The organism is Vibrio sp. SCSIO 43140 (genome assembly GCF_023716585.1).
In the GTDB taxonomy this organism is placed as follows: Bacteria; Pseudomonadota; Gammaproteobacteria; order Enterobacterales; family Vibrionaceae; genus Vibrio; species Vibrio maritimus_B.
On record NZ_CP071850.1, the window covers coordinates 1921979 to 1942409 of the forward strand.

The 20431-nt window shown below is 46.2% G+C and carries 18 protein-coding genes; 6 read left to right on the plus strand and 12 right to left on the minus strand.

Annotation, left to right across the window (positions count from 1 at the left end; all coding sequences use genetic code 11):
- Positions 1-98 precede the first annotated feature (98 nt).
- The 6 genes from J4N45_RS08895 to J4N45_RS08920 form a co-directional block, all read right to left on the minus strand.
- Positions 99-776 carry a fructose-6-phosphate aldolase gene (locus tag J4N45_RS08895; RefSeq protein WP_252014584.1) on the minus strand — a complete coding sequence of 226 codons (678 nt, stop codon included), beginning with the start codon at positions 774-776 and terminating at the stop codon, positions 99-101.
- 90 nt (positions 777-866) lie between these two features.
- Positions 867-1724 carry an SDR family oxidoreductase gene (locus J4N45_RS08900; protein ID WP_252014585.1) on the minus strand — a complete coding sequence of 286 codons (858 nt, stop codon included), beginning with the start codon at positions 1722-1724 and terminating at the stop codon, positions 867-869.
- Positions 1725-1726: 2 nt separating this feature from the next.
- A complete protein-coding gene (locus J4N45_RS08905) occupies positions 1727-2617 on the minus strand; it encodes a [formate-C-acetyltransferase]-activating enzyme (protein WP_252014586.1) in 891 nt (296 codons plus the stop codon).
- On the minus strand, positions 2607-4907 hold the full coding sequence (locus J4N45_RS08910; protein WP_252014587.1) for a formate C-acetyltransferase: 2301 nt from the start codon (positions 4905-4907) through the stop codon (positions 2607-2609). The genes J4N45_RS08905 and J4N45_RS08910 overlap by 11 nt, the downstream gene beginning before the upstream one ends.
- Positions 4908-5030: 123 nt before the next feature.
- On the minus strand, positions 5031-5354 hold the full coding sequence (locus tag J4N45_RS08915; protein ID WP_042472753.1) for a PTS fructose-like transporter subunit IIB: 324 nt from the start codon (positions 5352-5354) through the stop codon (positions 5031-5033).
- 100 nt (positions 5355-5454) lie between these two features.
- On the minus strand, positions 5455-6528 hold the full coding sequence (locus J4N45_RS08920; RefSeq protein WP_042472751.1) for a PTS fructose transporter subunit EIIC: 1074 nt from the start codon (positions 6526-6528) through the stop codon (positions 5455-5457).
- Positions 6529-7015: 487 nt separating this feature from the next.
- On the opposite strand from J4N45_RS08920, the gene ptsP reads away from it, so the two are divergent.
- From ptsP to J4N45_RS08940, 4 genes are all read left to right on the plus strand, one after another.
- Positions 7016-9517, plus strand: coding sequence for a phosphoenolpyruvate--protein phosphotransferase (ptsP, locus tag J4N45_RS08925; protein WP_252014588.1), 2502 nt, complete (start codon positions 7016-7018; stop codon positions 9515-9517).
- A 149-nt stretch (positions 9518-9666) separates the two neighbouring features.
- On the plus strand, positions 9667-10149 hold the full coding sequence (locus J4N45_RS08930) for a heme-degrading domain-containing protein (RefSeq protein ID WP_128649924.1): 483 nt from the start codon (positions 9667-9669) through the stop codon (positions 10147-10149).
- Between the two features lie 11 nt (positions 10150-10160).
- On the plus strand, positions 10161-10823 hold the full coding sequence (locus J4N45_RS08935; RefSeq protein WP_252014589.1) for an HAD-IA family hydrolase: 663 nt from the start codon (positions 10161-10163) through the stop codon (positions 10821-10823).
- A 434-nt stretch (positions 10824-11257) separates the two neighbouring features.
- Positions 11258-13675 carry a hybrid sensor histidine kinase/response regulator gene (locus tag J4N45_RS08940; protein ID WP_252014590.1) on the plus strand — a complete coding sequence of 806 codons (2418 nt, stop codon included), beginning with the start codon at positions 11258-11260 and terminating at the stop codon, positions 13673-13675.
- A 69-nt stretch (positions 13676-13744) separates the two neighbouring features.
- Here J4N45_RS08940 and J4N45_RS08945 read toward each other — a convergent pair whose 3' ends face one another.
- The gene (locus tag J4N45_RS08945; protein WP_252014680.1) at positions 13745-15565 is read right to left on the minus strand and encodes a PhoX family protein; all 1821 of its coding nucleotides are present in this window, start codon (positions 15563-15565) and stop codon (positions 13745-13747) included.
- Between the two features lie 256 nt (positions 15566-15821).
- Between J4N45_RS08945 and ggt the strand changes: the two genes are divergently transcribed.
- Positions 15822-17579 (plus strand): gamma-glutamyltransferase, encoded by a 1758-nt coding sequence (gene ggt, locus J4N45_RS08950; RefSeq protein ID WP_252014591.1) that lies wholly within the window; start codon positions 15822-15824, stop codon positions 17577-17579.
- A gap of 19 nt (positions 17580-17598) precedes the next feature.
- On the opposite strand, the gene J4N45_RS08955 is transcribed toward ggt, so the two are convergent.
- The 3 genes from J4N45_RS08955 to J4N45_RS08965 form a co-directional block, all read right to left on the minus strand.
- Complete coding sequence (locus J4N45_RS08955) at positions 17599-17997, minus strand: GNAT family N-acetyltransferase (protein ID WP_252014592.1); 399 nt, start codon at positions 17995-17997, stop codon at positions 17599-17601.
- Positions 17998-18081: 84 nt separating this feature from the next.
- Positions 18082-18582, minus strand: coding sequence for a GNAT family N-acetyltransferase (locus J4N45_RS08960; RefSeq protein WP_252014593.1), 501 nt, complete (start codon positions 18580-18582; stop codon positions 18082-18084).
- 24 nt (positions 18583-18606) lie between these two features.
- Positions 18607-18948: a zinc ribbon domain-containing protein YjdM gene (locus J4N45_RS08965; protein ID WP_252014594.1), complete on the minus strand. Its 342-nt coding sequence runs from the start codon at positions 18946-18948 to the stop codon at positions 18607-18609.
- A 137-nt stretch (positions 18949-19085) separates the two neighbouring features.
- On the opposite strand from J4N45_RS08965, the gene J4N45_RS08970 reads away from it, so the two are divergent.
- On the plus strand, positions 19086-19559 hold the full coding sequence (locus J4N45_RS08970) for a peroxiredoxin (RefSeq protein ID WP_252014595.1): 474 nt from the start codon (positions 19086-19088) through the stop codon (positions 19557-19559).
- A gap of 49 nt (positions 19560-19608) precedes the next feature.
- Here J4N45_RS08970 and J4N45_RS08975 read toward each other — a convergent pair whose 3' ends face one another.
- Positions 19609-19761, minus strand: coding sequence for a hypothetical protein (locus tag J4N45_RS08975; protein WP_252014596.1), 153 nt, complete (start codon positions 19759-19761; stop codon positions 19609-19611).
- A 117-nt stretch (positions 19762-19878) separates the two neighbouring features.
- Positions 19879-20421, minus strand: coding sequence for a nucleotidyltransferase family protein (locus J4N45_RS08980; RefSeq protein WP_252014597.1), 543 nt, complete (start codon positions 20419-20421; stop codon positions 19879-19881).
- Between the last annotated feature and the right edge of the window lie 10 nt (positions 20422-20431).

A 20431-nucleotide genomic window follows, 5' to 3' on the forward strand; every position in this document is an offset into this window, starting at 1 on the left:
TATCCTAAGATCTTTCTATAGCAAAAAGCCTAGTGAGTATAATCTCACTAGGCATCCCTGTCTTTGTCTATTCTATGTAAACTTGTTCCTAATCATGATCATAGTAAATCAAGAACCGTTTTGCCCTCTCCATACGCTTGATTCCAATCGCTCATAAAGCCCGCGACACCGGAATCAGTCAGCGGATGAACCAGCAACTGGTCAAATACATCCGGTGCGATTGTTACCGACTGTACGCCTGCTTTGGCAACCTCATGGACTTGTTGTACGTTCTTAAACGACGCGGCGAGTACCTTCGCATCCAGCTGATAGACATCGATAAGATGTGCCATCTCCGCAGCCACTTGAGTACCATCACCACAGATGTTATCCAGTCGGTTTACATAGGGTGCTAAAAATTCAGCTCCAGCCATCGCAGCCATCAAGGCTTGTTGTGGCGTTAAAATCGCAGTCGCCGTAATTCGTATACCTTCGGCACTGATTAGCTTCATAGCTTTAATACCTTGAGGTGTCACGGGTACCTTAACGATGATTTCTGAATCAAGCTTACGCAACGCCTTCGCTTCTTCCAGCATTACTTCCGCGCTATCGCTAACGACTTGCGCATGCAACATGCGATCTGGACCAATAATTTCACGGATATCTAAAATGATATCGCGTAAAGGACGATTCTCTTTAGCTATGATGGTCGGGTTGGTTGTAACACCGACTATTGGGTACAAGTCTACCGCTTTTTTAATTGCATCTAGGTTGGCGGTATCAAGCATATAAATCATGGGTACATCTCCAATGGTAATTTGGGTCGCTACTGTGTGGCCGGTTTATAAAGACTGGTTCTTTAAAGACCATTTTTTTAAAGACAATGTTTAGTAGCCAAATTCTTTCAAACACTTAGTAATCGCTTGTTTGCTCACAGTAAACTCAATGCCCTGAGCAGCAAGCTTGCTGGTATCAAGTCTCACATCACGTGTCTTTGGCGCGTCACTTTGCACCAGAACCTCTTGGATGCGGTCTCCGAGTTTAAGCTCAGTTAAAATATGTAGTGCTATCTCATAGCGGCTTGCGTCGTTGTGCGCGCCAGTGTGGTAAGTTCCATAAGGAATTTCGAATATCTTTGGAAACTGCTCAATAAGCTCATGAACATACGTTAAACCACGGAACTCATTGCCTCGTTCGTGCATGGTCTCACCGTTAAATAACGCTTGAGTCGCATTCCAAACCACATTCGGATTGATCGTTGTATTGCGCTCAGGAAGACCAAACAACCAGGTGAATCTCAGCACCCACATCTCAGGCAAAATCGTCGCTAACTCACGCTCGGCTTCCAGTTTGTTTTGACCGTAGACCGTATCCGGCACTGGTGTTGATTCTTCTGTGTATGGTCCTGCTTCTGGATTGCCATTGAACACTTGCTCAGTGGATATAAACACCAGCTTCGCCCCCACATCTTTACAAGCTTTAGCGACATTAATCGCTCCTTGAACGTTCACTTTATGCGCCACATCTGGATGCTTGTTGCAAAAATCAGTGACGGCGATAGCAGCGGCATGGATGACAAAATCAGGCTTGAACTCACCTAAGATGCGGTTCACTGCATCAGCGTCCGTGATGTCTAATTGGGCAACGTCAGTGCCTCGAACCTCGAACTCACCTTGATAGCGGTTAATAAATCGTGTTCCGAAGAAACCACCCGCACCAGTAATTAAAATTCGCTTCTTGCTCATGTCTAGCCTCCTATGACTACTATGTATCCATGTGCTTCGACATGGCGCTGAATAGCATCAACTTCTTGTTTTATAGGTACCGGGGTATCCTTCATCGAATACGTCATCCCTAGTGTTTCGTATTTGCTGGAACCAAATTGATGGAAAGGCAGCAGGTGTAACTCTTCTAACGAATAGGGTGCTAAAAATTTCAGCACCTTATCGACATTGATGAGGTCGAGAGTGTACCCTGGAATCAGTGGCAACCTTGGGATCAACTTACAAGGTGCCGACTTTAGCGCATCAAAACTCTTGAGCACTTTATCCAAATTAATACCAATGACGTCTTTGGCTTGCTCTCTATTCATCATTTTGAAATCAAACAAAATCTCATCACAGTATTTCGCCATCTCTGCAAGGTGGTTGCTGTTCCCATGCCCAGAGGTCTCGATCGCCGTTTTGTAACCAAGCTTTTTAAGTTGTTTAAGGAGTTCAATACAGAACTTACCGTGAACCAAAACCTCGCCACCGGATAATGTCACCCCGCCTCCAGAGGTTTGATAAAACACATCGTCTTTGGCGATTTCTGCAATTAGCTCTTCAACCGTGACGTCGTAACCGACTTGTTCAAAAGCACCGCTAGGACACTCGTCAACATCCTGCTCACACACATCACATTGAAGACATTTTGACTCTCTACGAATGTTTACTTGTTCAATAGAGCGAGATTCTGGGTTCGCACACCAAGGGCACTTCAATGGACACCCTTTAAAAAACACGACAGTACGTATCCCCTCACCATCATTGAGCGAGTAGCGTTGAACATTGAACACTCGAGCGGTTGGTGAAGGAGAGCCCAGCTCTCCTTTATGTTCTCCGCAGCGTGAACCGCTAGTGTTGCACTCACAGCTCATGGGCAGTTCTTCGAATGATGTCGTCTTGAATCTCTTTAGACAGCTCGACGAAAAACGCACTGTAACCCGCAACTCGAACGACCAACCCAGCATAGTCCTCTGGTTTTTCCTGTGCTTTGCGAAGGGTTTCTGCATTAAGCACGTTAAATTGGATGTGCTGCAGTTTGAGCTTCATAAAAGCACGCAAAAAGTCGCCCAGTTTAGTAATGCCTTGCTCGCCCTCAAGCGTTGAAGGGGTAAACTTCACATTCAGCAAGCTGCCATTCGAGAGCAAGTAATTATCCAGTTTGCTGACTGACTTAAGCACGGCGGTTGGGCCCTGTTGATCTTTACCTAACATCGGCGATAGACCACCATCAGCCAACTGCTCACCTGCCAGACGACCATCAGGCGTTGCACCAACGACCGCTCCGAGTGGCACGTGTGCTGACACTGTGTAAGAGCCTGGTGTAAAATAGCCACCACGAGGGTTTTCGTAAGTCTCGACTTCTTTGCAGAACAAACGAAGTAAGTCTGCCCCCATAGCATCGACCTCATCGATATCGTTGCCATACTTCTCGTATCGGTTCATCAAGCGAGCTCTAACGCGCTCACCTTCTTTGCCTTCAAAGTTAGATTCCAGCACCTCAATAAACTCAGCAAAGCTCATGCGCTTCTCTTCAAACACAAAACGTTTGAGCGCCATAAGAGAGTCAGACAGGTTAGCAATACCAATGCCTTGCACACCAGAGAAGTTATAGCGTCCACCACCGTAAGTGATGTCTTTGCCATTCTCGATGCAATCATTGATGAACGAAGATAGAAGCGGTACCGGTGCCCAATCACGATGACCCACATCGCAAATATTCGAGCCTTCGACCATTAACTTAACGTAGTCACAAATATCACTGCGGATCTCAGACATTAAAGCGTCAAACGAGACTTCTTGATTGTCTTTATTGCGTTTTAGAACCAGCTCCATCACTTTGAGCAGGTTAAACATGGCAATATCGTGCAATCCATAGGTTTTGCCTGGAATAGACAATTCGACGCAGCCGACAACGGAGTAATCACGAGCATCTTCTAACGACACGCCACGGTTTAAAAACGCTGGCACCACGACTTCATCGTTGAAGATCTGTGGAATACCCGTTCCGAGGCGAATCGTCTCTGCGGTTTTATTCAAGAACGCTCTATCGATAAACTCATTCACGCGCACACCAAGGTTAGGCTGCGGTAGTTGAACGCTTTGATAAGCATCCAAACAGAGGGAAGACAAGGTGTTTACAGCGCTGCGTCCATTCTCGGTCAAGCCGCCAAGCAAAATGGTGTATCCCGTTGGGAAGCCCGCAAAAAACTTAGCACTGCTAGATGAGCGCAGCAGAACGATGTCATTGGTCTTAACCCACAAACTCTCGAGTAGTTCTTGTAAAAATGCAGGTGATTCACCTTGTTCAATAGACGCTTGATAGAACGGCATCATGTATTGATCAAAGCGACCCAGTGAAAGCGAGCTCGCATTAGATTCATGTTGCAAAATAATGTTCATATACCAGAACAGCTGGCACGCTTCATAGAAACCTTGCGGCTTTTGGGTCGCGATGTTTGCCGAAATGCTTGCAATACGGGTTAGTTCAGCGGCGCGTACTGGGCACTCACACTCTGCTGCCATTTGATTAGCAAGGGCCTCATATCGGCGAATGTGACGTGTGGACGCCTCTAAGAGGATCAAAACCGATTGATAAAACTCGTTATCAGCATTGACCGTCGCCAGTGTCGACATTTCATCGGTTAACGCACCAAGACCTTTTTCTAGCAATCGATCAAAATCGATGATGATGTGCCCTTGGCCTTTATCAGTCTGGTTAACACTAAAGACTTTCTCAGCAACAGCCTCTTTGACGTTGTCAGGGATCTGCCCATTGATGAAATCTTTCATCGAACGTTCAGACCAATAAGGTAATAACGTCTCCTTGTAGACCGCCTTATCATCCTCAGAGATAAAGAATTTATCCTGCGGACGTGACTCGAAAATATCGAGCTCTTTCTCAATCCAGTACGGGTCCATTTCTGGGGACACAATACCAGCGCGAGATTTCACGGTTCGGTTACCTGCAATGAGCTCATCATCACGAATAGATATCGCGACATTGTCCATAACATGAGCGGTGGCCTTAGCACGGCGGATCAAGGTGTGCTCGCCTTCCGTTTGTTGATGACTCTCGGTGTACAGAAGAGCGCGCTCTAGGGAAATTTCTCGTTGGGCTTCAAACAGGGCAGACTTTAATCGAGTTATTCTTTCGGTGCTCACAATAGGCTCCATTATTTTTATATGTGGGTACTGATTGAGTTCATATCAGAGTCACCTTTGCTAAACCGGCAAAACAAGTGACTGTGGTATGAAGGCTCCTCTGAATGAAGGAGCCATATTTATTTATGCCGTCGCTTTCTCTAGATGCGCGGCAATCTTGTCCATTACTGCTTCAGAGCGCTTAACTGCGTCGCTCACACCGATACGAACAATCGTCTTACCTTTGAATCGATCTTCGTTCTTGATACCAATGTCCTTGGTCAAGATAACGATGTCAGCGCCAGCAATGTCTTCTGCACTTAGCTCATTCTCGATACCGATAGAGCCTTGAGTTTCAACTTTACAGTTCCAGCCTTTTGCTTTTGCTGCTGCTTCAACCGCTTCTGCTGCCATGTAGGTATGTGCTACGCCAGATGGGCATGCTGTTACTGCTACGATACTAGTCATAATTCTCACCTTTTATTTTTAACGTTCTGTTTTTATTGGATATATCTTTCAATTTCTAAGAGTTAACCGTGATATCTCGAACTAACCGTGAAATCTCGAACTAACCGATAGTGATATCTAGGTCTAAATCATCGGATTCTTCTTTCTTTGGCTCTTCTACCTTACGACGTGCTTTTAGGAAGTTAACCATTAGTGCGGTAACAAGAGAGCCCACAGCGAGTGCAATCAGGAAGCCAAATCGTCCCTCAACCACTGGCAGTACAATCAAGCCACCCCATGCAGCGAAACACTCAACACCCAAGACAGCTGCCGTTGCGGCGCCTGTTGCCGTACCGATCATGATTGACGGTAGAACACGCAGTGGGTCTGCAGCTGCGAAAGGAATCGCACCCTCAGTGATACCCATGGTGCCCATTAGGATTGATGCGCGGCCTGCTTCTTGTTCGTCAGAGCCGTATAGTTTTTTGTTTAGGAAAGTCGCAAGACCCATGCCTACTGATGGCGTAGCAACCGCTACTGCACTGATACCAGCAACGTTGTAGATACCTTCACCGACACAAAGAATGACGAATGCATAAGCCACTTTGTTGACCGGACCACCCATATCGAAAGCAATCATTAGACCCATGATGATAGCGAGTACCACAATGCTTGAGTCTTGCATGCCTTTAAGGAAGCTAGTTAGACCTTCAGTTGCCGCACCAATTGGCTCACCGATACCCCATACAATGGCGCCTGCAGTAATAAACGTACCTATGATAGGAATGACAAAGATAGGCATGATAGAGCGAGCAAATGCTGGCACTTTGATCTTTTTGAGGTAGAAGACAACGATACCACCTAGGAGACCCGCGAAAATCGCGCCAAAGAAACCCGTGTTGTACATATTAGCGCCAATGAAAGCTGCAATAGCAGAAGGGGCTAGCGCCGAGCGGTCCGCAATGGAATAACCGATGTAAGCAGCAAGAATGGGAACCATAAGTTGGAAGCCAGCAACACCGATGAAGAACAGATCATGCAGCCAGGTTCCCTCTTCTGGTACTGCACCCTCACCATAAAGCATGACCGAAGCCGCAAGTAAGATACCGCCCGCAACCACGAAAGGAATCATATGAGACACACCCGTCATTAGATGTTGTCTTGTGTTTTTAAGAATTGAGATTAAGTCATTCATTGACCTCTCCTTAGAGTACATAAGTATTAAAATTTTTTATTAAAGGAAGTACTTCTTTTATATTTATTGGCTCACGTTTTTGATTAAGCTTCAGAGAAACTCCATCTCTATCGCACAGGGTTATAATAGTGAGCATTTGTGCTATCCAGTTAGAGGACAAAACTGCTTTTTACTGGATATTTGTTAGGTGTGAGATGAATATTGATCTTGAGCACACTTTGAGTAACAGCAAGATAGAGAAGACGCAATTTATTTGTAAGGCATTGTTTTAGAATGATTTACCGTAATATCAACCACTATTAATACAACGATCAACATGACAGAAGTCACAAGATTAACTGTATTTTTGAGCGCTATCACAGTTAATCCAGCATCTAACAAATATCCAGTTTTTAGCACTTTTATCCAATAGCTCCAATTTTTGGAACTGTTAAAGTTGTAGTCATAAACAACCAATAACAATTTCGAACCTAAGGAATGAGCCCCTATGAGAAGTTTTACGTTTTCTTGTGAATTGCCGAATGGTGTTCACGCGAGACCAGCGGGTCATGTAGAAACCCTTTGTAATCAATATCAATCGAACATTGAATGGCAGAACGAGCGTACCGGGCTTTCTGGAAATGCGAAAAGCGTTTTATCTCTTATCGGTACCGATACTCTGCTTGGCGACAAATGTGTGATCACTATTGAAGGTGAGGACGAAGAAACAGCATTAGAAGCACTCAAAAGCTTTATTGCTAATGAGTTCCCGCACTGCGATGCGCCTCTAGAACAAACGCAGGCCGATGAAGAGCAGCAACCACTGCCTCGTAACCTGGCAAACCTAACCTCAGGTGTGGTTAGAGCGACTTCCGTCAGTTCTGGGGTCGGACGCGGTGAGGTGGTAAAAGTTGGTGCAATCAATTTTGACCAGCTCCCTTATATGCCGGAAGCAAAGCCACTAACTCAAGAGCAATCAGCATTGAAATCAGGCGTCGCCCACTTAGCGAAATCAATCGAGGTGCAAGCGAAAACCTCGGTCGACACCGAAAGTGAAGTACTCGCGGCGCACCTGTCTATTCTTAACGATGAAGAGTTTGCCAAACAGCTAAACACTAACCTAGTTGAAGGTCGCAGCAGCGCTCAGTCTGTTATTGCCACTGCCAAACACTACGCAGAACAATTGCAAAAATCATCAAGCCAGTATCTGCGCGAGCGCGAACTCGACATCCGCGACGTATGTTTCCAGCTGCTGCAAACTATCTATGGTGATGAGCACTACACCAGCCAACTTGCACTGACTGAAGCCTCGATTTGCATGGCTGAAGACCTCACCCCTAGCCAGTTTCTTGAGCTAGACAAAGCGCTTCTAAAAGGTCTTGTTTTGACCCATGGCGGCAGCACCTCTCATACCGTTATTCTCGCTCGCTCGTTCGGCATTCCTACGGTCGTCGGCGTTAAAGACGGATCATTGGATGCCAACATTGGCAGTGAGGTCTACCTAGACGCTAACCTTGGCGCCATTGTGACAGACTTAAGTGAGCCCGTTGTTCGCTATTACGAGCAAGAGCAGCGTGTCATTAACACGGTTCGAGAGCGACAAGCAGCATTTAAAGACACGCAAGGCATGACAGAAGATGGCAAAAAGCTCGAAGTGGCAGCCAACATCGCTCACTCAGTAGAGGCCAAATCCGCCTTTGATTCCGGCGCTGAAGCCATTGGCTTATTCCGTACAGAAATGCTGTATATGGATCGCAAGAGTGCACCTAAAGAAGACGAGCTATACAATATCTTCTGCCAAGCTCTCGATGCTGCGGCGGGTCGAGCTATCATCGTCCGCACTATTGATATCGGTGGTGACAAGCCCGTTGATTACCTCAACATCCCGAAAGAGAACAACCCATTCCTTGGCTACCGCGCGGTTCGTATCTACGAAGAGTTTATTGAACTGTTCAAAACACAGCTTAGAGCGATTCTAAGAGCCTCTGCGCATGGTCCATTAAAAATCATGATCCCGATGATTTCATCAATGGAAGAGATCCTTTGGGTAAAAGACATTCTCGCAGAAGTTCGCCAAGACCTTCGTAAAGAGCAAGTGCCGTTTGATGAGAAGATCCCACTCGGCATCATGATGGAAGTCCCTTCTGTCGCGTTCATCATCGATCAATGCTGTGAAGAAGTCGACTTCTTCTCTATTGGCTCTAATGACCTAACCCAGTATCTGATGGCGGTGGATCGAGACAACGCTAAAGTCACCAAACACTACAACAGCTTAAACCCAGCTTTCCTAAGAACACTGGATCACGTGGTAAGCGAAGTACATCGCCATGGTAAGTGGGTTGGCCTTTGTGGAGAACTAGGTGCGAAAGGCTCAGTGCTACCACTGTTGGTTGGTCTTGGTCTGGATGAAATCAGCATGAGTGCGCCAAGCATTGCTGCGACTAAAGAACGTATCTCGAACCTAGATAGTCGCGAATGCCGTCAGCTACTTAATAAAGCGATGCAATGCCGCACACCTCTTGAAGTAGAGCATCTGCTTGCACAGTTCCGAATGGCCCAAACTGAAGCGCCGCTTATTTCAGAGGATTGCATCAAGCTCGACTTAGACCTTCGCAGCAAAGAAGAAGTGATTAAAACACTGTCAGATAACCTCTTCCTTACAGGTCGTTGCCGTTATCCGAATAAACTGGCGGATGATTTGTGGGCGCGTGAAGATGTGTTCTCTACCGGGCTTGGGTTTGGTTTTGCTATTCCACATACCAAGAGTGAACACATCGAGCAGTCTGCGGTAAGCGTGTGTCGTCTCGCCAAACCGATTCAATGGGGCGATGAAGAAGCACAATTCGTCATCATGCTGACGTTAAATAAGCATGCTGCCGGCGACCAGCATATGAAGATTTTCTCGAAGCTCGCACGCAAAATTATGCATGCCGACTTCCGTGACGCGCTCTTCAATGCCAAATCCAGCAGTGAGATTGAACAAAAACTGATGGCAGAGTTAGAACTCTAGTCTATCACTCCAAATGGAAGTAGGAAGGAATTAAAACCTTCTCACCTCGGGCTTGGACTGATGCTCTAGTTAGGTTCCAAGTTTTGGCGAAGTAACCTTCATTCGTGTCCAGTGTTACTTCGCCCTTTTTCGTTTATAAGGACCGGATAATGACAACCTCTACCTCATCTGAACTTCAAGATCTTTTAGCCTCTTTAATTTCTCAAGAAGAGGAACTGCAATTCCCCCACTTTAACAAAGAGACAGCTTGGCAGATTGGTACTGCACTTCGTGCTCTTGCGGTAGGTAAGCAAGCTAAAGTCGCTATCGACATCACAGTCGGTAACCAATGTCTATTTTACACTGCGTTAGATGGCGCGACATTAGATAATCAAGAGTGGGTTCGACGTAAATCTAACGTGGTTCAGCGATTTCAGCGCAGCTCTTGGTATATGAAACATTACCTAGAGATGAAAGGTAAAACCATTGACCAAGCCTCTTTCGTCGATGCTAAGGATTACAGCCCTTTCGGCGGCTCATTCCCGATTCGTGTCATCAACACCGGTATGATTGGTACGATTACTGTTTCAGGTCTGCCTCAACACGAGGACCACCAGCTAATCGTGGATGTACTTTCTCAGTATTTAAAATAGGAACACTTATTGTGACTACGCTTTCTTTTAAAGGTTTACTCTTCGATCTTGATGGTACCTTAGTCGATTCTATCCCCTGCGTAACTCGTGCATGGTCAAAGTGGGCAGAATCTAAAGGACTCGACCCAGATTACGTAATGTCTCGTATTCATGGCAGGCCTGCCATTGACTCTATTGCTGAGCTTATGAACGCCCCAGCAACCTCTGACGTAGTCAAAGCAGAGTTTGATTATCTCGAACACTATGAAGCAACTAACACTGAGGGCACTGTCGCGCTTGCAGGCGCTGTCGAGCTTCTCAATGGACTGGATGAGCTGAATATCCCGTGGGCGATTGTAACGTCAGGCACTTTGCCGGTTGCCACAGCGCGTATCAAAGCTGCAAATTTACCTAAGCCAAAAGTGCTGATCACACCTGAAGTTCTCTCCCAAGGTAAGCCTCACCCTCAACCATACCTTCGCGGAGCTAAAGAGCTTGGTCTAGAAGCCAAAGATTGTGTCTGTTTTGAAGATGCTGTCGCTGGGTTGAACTCAGGGATAGCAGCTGGCTGTATGACGATTGCGGTGCTGAATCATGCTAAGAGAGAAGAACTGCCGAAGGCGGACGGGTATGTGGATGCGCCGATGGGCGTGGTGGTTCGCGGGGGCGATGGTGGGTTTGAATTGGTGTTGTAAGGGTAAAGTTTACTAATTCCATTCGTGCTCTAGTCCGGCGTGACCCCTCCCAGCCTCCCCTTAGTAAGGGGAGGAGCCTCAGGCTCGCTCTCGCGTAGCCTACACTTCATGGCGACGCAACGATAGGTGCTTGCTTATGTCTCTCCCACTTACTGAGAGGGAAACTGGAGGAGCAAAGGCTCACTGTGCACCGCCTGTATAAATTAGGCGATGCGACGATAGGAGCTAGCCCGTAGTTCTCCCCCTATATAGGGGGAGCTAGAGGGGGTAAAGGCTCGATCTAAAAAAAAACCACCCTAACCTTAAAATACCCCCTACTTTCCCACTGCTACCCCTCTCGCCAAAGGCTCGCATTACAATAATGTTTCATTTTAGTTACAGAGCTTTATGCGTTAAACTTGACACCATTAGCCGTAAAAACAGGATGTTGAGCTATGCCTCCGACCCAATCAAATCCCTCTCGCACCATTCGAAAGATACTCTTAATAGGCGCATGCACGATACTAGGCTTGCTTGCCGTATTCTTCTATACCGAGCGAACCGTAGATAACACCAAAGAACAACTGATTGGGTTACAAAAAGACATATTGGCGTCAGCGAACACTATGCTGATGATGCGACGTCATGAGAAAGACTTTATTGCTCGTGTCGACACCAAATATCTAGAAAGAATGGAAGACGAATACCTGACCATATTGTCTCAAATTGGACAGATTAATATTGGCGTCGCAACATCGGGCATTGAAATAGATTACGACGGTCAAACAGCCCTCTCTCGTGTAGACGACTACACACAGCGCTTTTTTAAACTCTCTGAACTGGTGCTATTAATTCATGGTGATAACCAGCAAGAAGGCTTGATTGAACACTTCAAAAATAAGGCCCTGGCTTTTGAGCGCGCGCTTATCGACGCTGACTCAAGAAGCATGGATTTTGTCGCATTATCGACAAAAGATCTCATGTACCAGTTCTTCTCAACCTTCGACCCAGAAATCCTACCAAGAATCGAACGTAATCTGTCTCAGCTAGAAAAAGAGATTACGGACCAGCAACTCAGCTTTGAGATGTTTAGTCGTTTTCAAGAGTTTCGCTTGGCGTTTTATGGGCTTCAAGGCGCTTATGAAGAGTTTGGTTACTCCCATTACCAAGGGGAGCTTGGTGAGCTTCGAGCAACCATCCATCAGCTTGAAGGAGCACTCAACACTTTATTCAATGAACTGCCGCCCCTCATCACCCAGAAATTACGTGACGTAGAGAGCAACCGTGTTTTGGCGACCATTGCTTTCGTCGCTACCGTGTTGCTCGTACTGCTATACATCATTCGTCAGATATCTGCGCTTGAAAAACAGCTTATCTACGCTAGGGAACACGAAATCCAAGCCAATAGAGCGAAAAGTGCATTTCTTGCGAATATGTCCCACGAAATCCGCACTCCGCTTAACGGTATCTTGGGCATGACAGAGATCCTCGGCGACACGCGTCTCACAGCGAGTCAAAAGGACCACCTTGCAACGATTAATGCCTCTTCCCAGACTTTGTTGATGCTCATTAATGACATTCTCGACCTATCAAAAATAGAATCGGGTCACCTTGAGATCTGCCCACATACTACTGCTATTAAAGAGACTATCTACGATACCGCAGCGTTAATCGCGCCAAAAGCCCAACAAAAGTCATTAGATATTCTGATTGAAATTGACCCCGATGTGCCTGATTACGTGCAAGCCGATGAGCAGAAGGTGCGCCAGACACTTATGAACTTGGCGTCCAACGCTATTAAATTCACTGAGGCTGGTCATATTGCCTTTAAACTGAAAGGCTGTGACACAAACCAAGATACAGTCACTCTCGGTTTTGTGGTAGCTGATACTGGTATCGGCATTGACCAAGAAAAGCAAAAGCGCGTGTTTGAGGAGTTTAAACAAGAGAATTCCGATACCTCCAAGGATTATGGAGGCACTGGCCTGGGACTTGCTATCTGTTCAAAGATGGTAGAAATGATGGGCGGCAAAATAACGCTGACTTCAGCTAAAGGGAAAGGATCGACATTTAGCTTCGAGCTCACTTTTGAGCGCGATAGCCATTCGGTTAAAAATGAAATCAATAAATCTATCTGCTACGTCACTCACTCCCCTAACCTGCTTCTTATGGATGAGTTCAAGCGTTACAAGTTAGAGGTATTCACTCGAAATGATGTCGATGAGAGCTTTAACGAGTTCAACGAAAATACGATTGTGGTTTTCGATGATGCAAGCATACTGCCATCACTAAAACGATGTGCTAACCATTTACCTCACGTGTTACTGCGAGACAACAAAGCAGCACTCGATTGCAGCAATATCGATGTTTCCGCTTTTATTACCAGTCCACTGTTTGGTAATCGACTCATCAATACCCTAAAACAAAGCAACGTTGAGCAGAGCGAGGAAACTGCTGATATCAAAGTGGAAGATAACGCTGATCGTAAGCACTTTAAAATCCTCGTGGTCGAGGACAATAAAGTAAACCAGCAGATTGTGAGCTTAAACTTGAAAAAGCTCTCCATCGACTTTGTCATAGCCAACAATGGACAAGAAGCCGTCGACATCTATCAGCAACAACATAGTTCCATTGGATTGGTGCTTATGGACTGCATGATGCCGGTTCTTGATGGATTTGAGGCAACCAAAGCAATCCGTGAATTTGAAAAGTCGCAGGAAATAAAGCAGACCCACATCATTGCCCTAACAGCGTCCGTACTCGATGACGATATTAAGAAATGTTATGACAGCGGTATGGATGACTACCTACCTAAGCCCTTCAAACGTGATATCTTGATGGAAAAGCTCGATGCTCGCTTTCAAAACGCGTAAATACTCGAGGCTCAGATAGCAAAAGGGAGACCAAGCGGTCTCCCTTTTCAGTTTTGGTAGTTCAGTCGACTAAGCACCAATCACACCGCCATCTTTACGACTGATCATGATAACCGATGAGCGAGGCACCGTATCACCACCTTCAGGGAAGTGAGAAGGCGCCAGGTCTTCACCTGGGTGCTGAACGCCGACAAACATAGTTTTGTGGTCGGGCGAGAATGTCAGGCCAGTGATTTCACATGCAATAGGACCGGTGAGGAATCGACGAATCTCTCCCGTCGCTGGGTCACTACACAGCATTTGGTTATTACCCATGCCGGCAAAATCGCCTTTGTTTGAGTATTTTCCATCAGTTTGAATCCACAAGCGACCTGCGACATCAAAGCCGATGCCATCTGGGCTGTTGAACATATTGTCTTTATTGATGTTCTCAGTACCCGCCATCAAACCAGATTCATGCACTTCAGGGTTGCCTGCGATGACATAGATATCCCATTCGAAGGTGTCCGATGTGTGACTACCACTCGTTGGATTCCAACGAACGATATGCCCATAAGGGTTTTTCTCACGTGGATTGACCGCGTTGATTGGCTGATTCTCTCTGACGCCACGATACTTGTTGTTTGTGAGTGTGCAGAACACCGATTTGTTGTCTGGATGCACTGCAACCCACTCTGGACGGTCCATGGTTGTCGCACCGACTTGAGTTGCCGCCATACGGGCAAAAATCATCACTGACGCCGCATCTGGGAAGCCATTTTCTGGCGTCAGTCCATTTTTACCCCAAGTGAGCTCAAGCCATTCACCTTTGCCTTTTAGCTCACCCTGTACGCCATCGAATTTGGCAACGTAAAGCGTGCCCTCTTCTAGGAGATCTCGGTTAGAGTCTGCACCCTCAACATACTTGTTCTTAGACACAAATTTGTAGAGGTGCTCGCCACGTTCATCATCACCAAGATACACCACGGCATGACCATCACCATTGATAGTGAGTGCAGCATTTTCGTGCTTGAAGCGTCCAAGCGCACTGCGTTTTTTCGGGGTCGAGTTAGGGTTCATCGGATCGATTTCAACAACCCAACCGTGACGATGTGGTTCGTTCGGTTCTTTCGCCATATCAAAACGAGCATCGTGCTTGTACCAGTCGTATCCGCGGTCCTTTTTATTTAGACCATAACGTGCGTAACTTTCTGGCAGTTCTGAATCAGAGGTATCGGCAAAGTAGCCGTTAAAGTTCTCTTCACAAGTAAGATATGTACCCCAAGGTGTCTGACCATTTGCACAGTTGTTAAAGGTACCGAGGATCTTACTACCAGACTTGTCAGCCGTTGTTTTTAGCAAATCATGACCAGCAGCAACACCCGTCATTTCCATCTCAGTAAAAGCCGTAACGCGTCGATTGAGACGCCCATCTAGATTTACCTGCCATTGCCCAAAGTTCTTTTTCAATTCAATAACAGATACGCCATGCGCTGCTTGTGCTTTACGAACGTCATCTGCTGATATGTTTTTGCCTTGGTGCGTGTACAAGTATTCGTTGTTAGTGTATTCGTTGTTCACCACTAAGACAGCGCGATCATCTTCAATCAAGAAGAAGGTCATGCCGTCGTTGTTATCGCCAAACTGCATCTCTTGCGCTTTAGAATCGTTACTTTGACTAAACGCAGGCGCGCCTTTTTTGATTGCGTCGCCCCAAGAAATAAGCACGTTCGCCTGATAGCCATCTGGAACTTGAACAGTATCTGCCGTTGAAATAGGTATCGCATTGAAGCCCATCAAGTCAGATTTCGCCGCCTTTACGTTGGCTACCGCTTGACTGACCGGCGTCGCAGCAAAGAAGCCAACAGTTGCTGCCGCTCCCGTACCTTTCAGGAAACGACGACGTGACATCGCTGCGTCGACAAATTTGTTGAACTCTGGTTCGTGATCAAGTGGACGCTGATCATCGTTATTATTGAAATTGCTCACCTTGACTTCCTTTTATACTAAACTTCGCAATTGACACATTGCTTGTCATATTTCGCTCCTAATAATGAGGATGATATGTTACATATGTGTTGCATTTAGTTGGCAAATAGATGTCCATGTATAGATAATCAGCCTAGCCTCTCATATTAAAAAAGCAGAAAAATAATAAGGAATCCCCATGACAACACCGTTGCTTCGGCTTATCCCACTTGTCTCCCTAATCAGTTCAATACCGGTCTTAGCAAATCAACAAGCCACCGACGCTTTTGCGCCCGAAATTGCCACAGGCTTTACCTCAAAACCGCTAGTCACAGCAGAAAACTGGATGGTTACCGCCGCCAACCCAACCGCCACTCAAGCAGGCGCAGATGTTCTTAAACAAGGTGGTAACGCTGTCGACGCCATGGTTGCAGTGCAATTAATGCTTGGCTTGGTTGAACCACAATCAAGCGGTATTGGAGGAGGCTCCTTTCTAGTTTATTGGGACAATGAAACCAAAAAACTGACCACCTTTGACGGACGTGAAACGGCACCTTCTGCAGCCGATGAAAATCTCTTTATTGGTAAAGACGGAAAGCCAATGAAGTTTTATGACGCTGTCGTCGGCGGTCGTTCTGTTGGAACACCGGGAACAGTCAAGCTGCTTTGGGATGTCCACCAAAAATACGGACAGCTTGATTGGGCTAAGATCGTTGAGCCGATAGCAGCGAAAGCCGAATCTGGATTTGTGATAAGCGCGCGTCTTGCCAAACTGATTGCCAACGACACTAAATTTCTAGCAAAGCACCCAACCACCGCAAGCTATTTGCTGCAAGCAGATGGCTCACCCAAAACACAAGGAACATTGCTGAAAAATCCAGAGTACGCAGCAACACTGAGGCTAATGGCAGAAAAAGGCAGCGATGGCTTCTATAAAGGTGCGGTGGCTCAATCGATTGTCGATGCGGTACGTAATGAATCCAAGACTAACCCAGGTAAGCTGTCACTAGAGGATCTCACTCAGTATCAAGTCGTTGAGCGAGCCGCGGTTTGCGCCCCATACAAGCAGTATGAGGTATGCGGAATGGGTCCACCGAGCAGTGGTGCTCTGACTCTCGGTCAAATCATGATGCTTTCTGAACCCTTTGAACTCGATAAGCTTGGTAAGGACAACCCTGTTAGTTGGCAAGTCTTAGCAGACGCGTCAAGATTAGCCTTTGCCGACCGTGGACTCTACATGGCAGACAGCGATTTCTATGATGTCCCGACGGATGGACTACTCGACTCAAGTTATATGCGTGAGCGCAGTCTACTCATCACACCTAACAAAGCGTTTACTGAAGTGTCAGCAGGTAATCCTCCTTCAAGCAACAGCGCTCGCCTAGCGAAGGATCAAGCCATAGAGCTTCCTTCAACAACGCATTTCAACGTCGTCGATGCTAAAGGCAATGTCATCTCCATGACGTCTTCTATTGAAAACGTGTTTGGTTCGCGCGTCATGGCAAGCGGATTCCTACTCAATAATGAGCTTACTGACTTCTCATTCGTACCGAAGCAGGGAGATAAACTCGTCGCCAACCGTATAGAAGCAAACAAGCGTCCTCGTTCCTCTATGTCACCAACGATAGTGATGAAAGAAGATAAGCCTTATATGGCAATTGGCTCACCAGGTGGCAGTCGTATTATCGGTTACGTCGCACAAACGATCGTCGCTCACCTAGATTGGGGAATGAACATTCAAGAAGCCATCGATCAACCACGCATGATCAACCGTTTTGGGGAGATGGATATTGAGGTGAATACGCCATTAGAAGGCTATGCACAGCAATTTGAGAAGATGGGCTATAAAATTAACGCTCGCGAGTTGAACTCAGGGCTGCATGCTATCCGTTTTACGGAAAATGGCTTAGAAGGTGCCGCTGACCCTCGCCGTGAAGGCGTTGCAATCGGCGAGTAGATAACACAGAGTTTAGAACTTAGGGCACAGAACTGGGCATAGCGTCGAGCTTATAACGATAAACGCTGTGCCCTACTTCATTTTCCTCTTCTTCTGCGATTTTTTCCCAACTCAACCTTTCATACATTACGCCCACGTTGGTATAAGCATACAAAGCAGGCTCATTAATTTTGTACGCTTCTTGTATCGCAGCCAACACCAGACGCCTTGCCAACCCCAACCCTCTGTATTTTGACTTAACATACACCGCGTTTAACCACAGTGCCTGCACATTCGGGTCATCGGGTGCTGGATAACGAGTAAAAGCAACACCTGCTACGACCTCATTATTACGCTCCACAACAATCGCTTCAGGCGCATTCGCCATATTGAGTGACTCATGAGTGAAATCGGACCATTCTTGTTGAAACAAAGCCACCAGCTGCTCTTCACAACGGGCGCTTTTGAGGACAGAGTGAAGAGAGAATAAGCAAGGGGGGTTAGCAGCTGGCATAGTTAATTATCACTTAAGGGAAAGTTCAAAATGAGCCAGTTTTAATACATCCTCATTGAGGCGCATCAATTCAGGTCGCTGCTTAGTGCGGGAAAATCCCGATTTTTCAAGAACACGAATCGATGCTGGATTATTAGTAGCAGCTTTTGCGTAGACTAAACGAAGATCGAGTTTTTGCCGTGCGAGTAATAACGAATCATGAACGGCTTGAGTCGCTATTCCGCCATTTACATAAGTTTGCCCGACTCTATACCCCAACTCACATTCACCTTCTTCGACGTTGGTGAAGTTAACACGAGCGGTAATACAGTCCTCATTGATTAGGACGAGAAAAAGGCTAGTTTCACAACACTGCTCTTCGAGCAAAGCGTATTGAGCGGTGACAAAAGACGTATATTGAGAGTAGCTCGCGGGTCTAGCGGGAACATACTGTTCGAACCAAGCTTTGTTATCGCGCTCAAACTCGAACAGCATGTCGAAATGACAAGGGGCAAGGCATTCTAACTTCATACTTCTCCCCTTGCCTGACAAGATTTATACGTTCGCTTTCTTAACAAACTTTGCGGTAATCATCATTTCACCGGCGCCATCGACCTTGCAGTCTAGTTGATGATCCTTTCCATCGACAATTCTTCTGATCACAGCTTTGGTGCCGATCTTCATAACCATTGAGCTGCCCTTAACTTTGAGGTCTTTTGCCAATGTAATACGATCCCCTTCTTCAAGGCGAGTCCCATTGGCATCCTTGATGTTCAGCGTTCTATTTTCTTCCGCCTCAACAGGATTCCACTCATAGGCACACTCTGGGCAGATTAATTGAGACTGGTCTTGATAAACGTATTCAGATTGACAATTTGGGCAAGGAGGGAGTGACATAACTTCATCAATTTTCTATTAATATTGAGGGCTATTTTGCACCAAAGCGTGAAATCTGTCGACCTTAGTGCCAAGCTTCGATCAGATAGTCTATCTTTGAGTAGGTAAGTCAATTAGCTAATTAATAAGGAAGAAACATGATTCAACAAGGGCAAGCTCTACCTAATGTAACCCTTAGCCAACTCACTGCAGACGGCATGGTAAATCACAATGTGGCTGAACTTTTTGCTGATAAAAAAGTAGTGTTATTTGCGGTTCCTGGCGCATTCACACCGACATGCTCAGAGGCTCACCTACCAGGGTTTGTCGTCAATGCTGATACGATCAAGGCAAAAGGCGTTGACCTCATTTGCTGCGTGTCAGTGAACGATGCATTCGTAATGAAAGCTTGGGGTGAGGTACACAACGCCAGCGAACTGCTCATGTTAGGTGACGGCGATGCGGCGTTTACCAAAGCGATCGGACTGGATATGGATACAGCATCTTTCGGTGGCGTGCGCTCTCAACGCTACGCCATGATTATCGATAATGGCGTGGTTACTAAGCTCAATGTAGAAGCCCCAAGTCAATTTGAGGTCAGTACTGCAGAAGCCATTCTAGCTGCACTATAACCTAAGCTCGTGATACCCAGAATCTGGTGTGGTCTACTTCTAGAAAGAGTCACCACATCAGATTCGTCATCAACACGGCGACCACCACTCCGAAAGAGAAGCTCGGCCAATGAAGCCCTCGCTTTTGTGCTTGTACTACTTCTCTCGCCACTTCTTCTTGAAACGTTTTCTTCCATAGCAAAGGTTCATAATTATTCTGCATAGCTTATCCTCCGTTGACTGCTGAGAGTAAGCTTAAAACCTCATGTTAAGTTGAGGTCAACAGAAAATTCATATCACTTTTAAATGTTTATAGTGGATGAGCATATAGCGACTACTTTTAGTTTGGCTCTACAACAGTCAGTAAAGGCCACTGAGTCAACCACTGCTTTGACTCTACTCGTGTATGGAAAACACTCAATGGTCTTTTCGGATTGGGCGATAGCTTAGCTTGGAACAGCGAATCGAAACCAAATGCAGATATACATTCAAACTGTCCAAGGGCGACTTGTCGGATCCCCACCGCTGTCTCTTTTTCTGGCCAATAACTCATAGCATCTAGGGTGCTTGTATAAGGCGTATCCCCATTTCGGGCATGCATCGTTGCTTGGTTTCGAACTTGCCAATGATATTGAGGCATTACCTCGCTCAGCATGTCTTCATAAACAAGGTATGTGGAGTCATCGGTTTCATTTGGATCAAAATAGACAACATCGATGTCATTCAATGGTGTTGAGTCTTTCTTGCCATGCAGGTGGTCCCAAACCAGATTTCGAACAAAGCCCGCCGCTAAATAACACTGAGGTAGCGCAAGAAGATAGACCTGATGGATGGCTTCTAGTCTGGCACTATCATTTTCAAATAATTGTATCAATCGATTCAATGGTTCACAC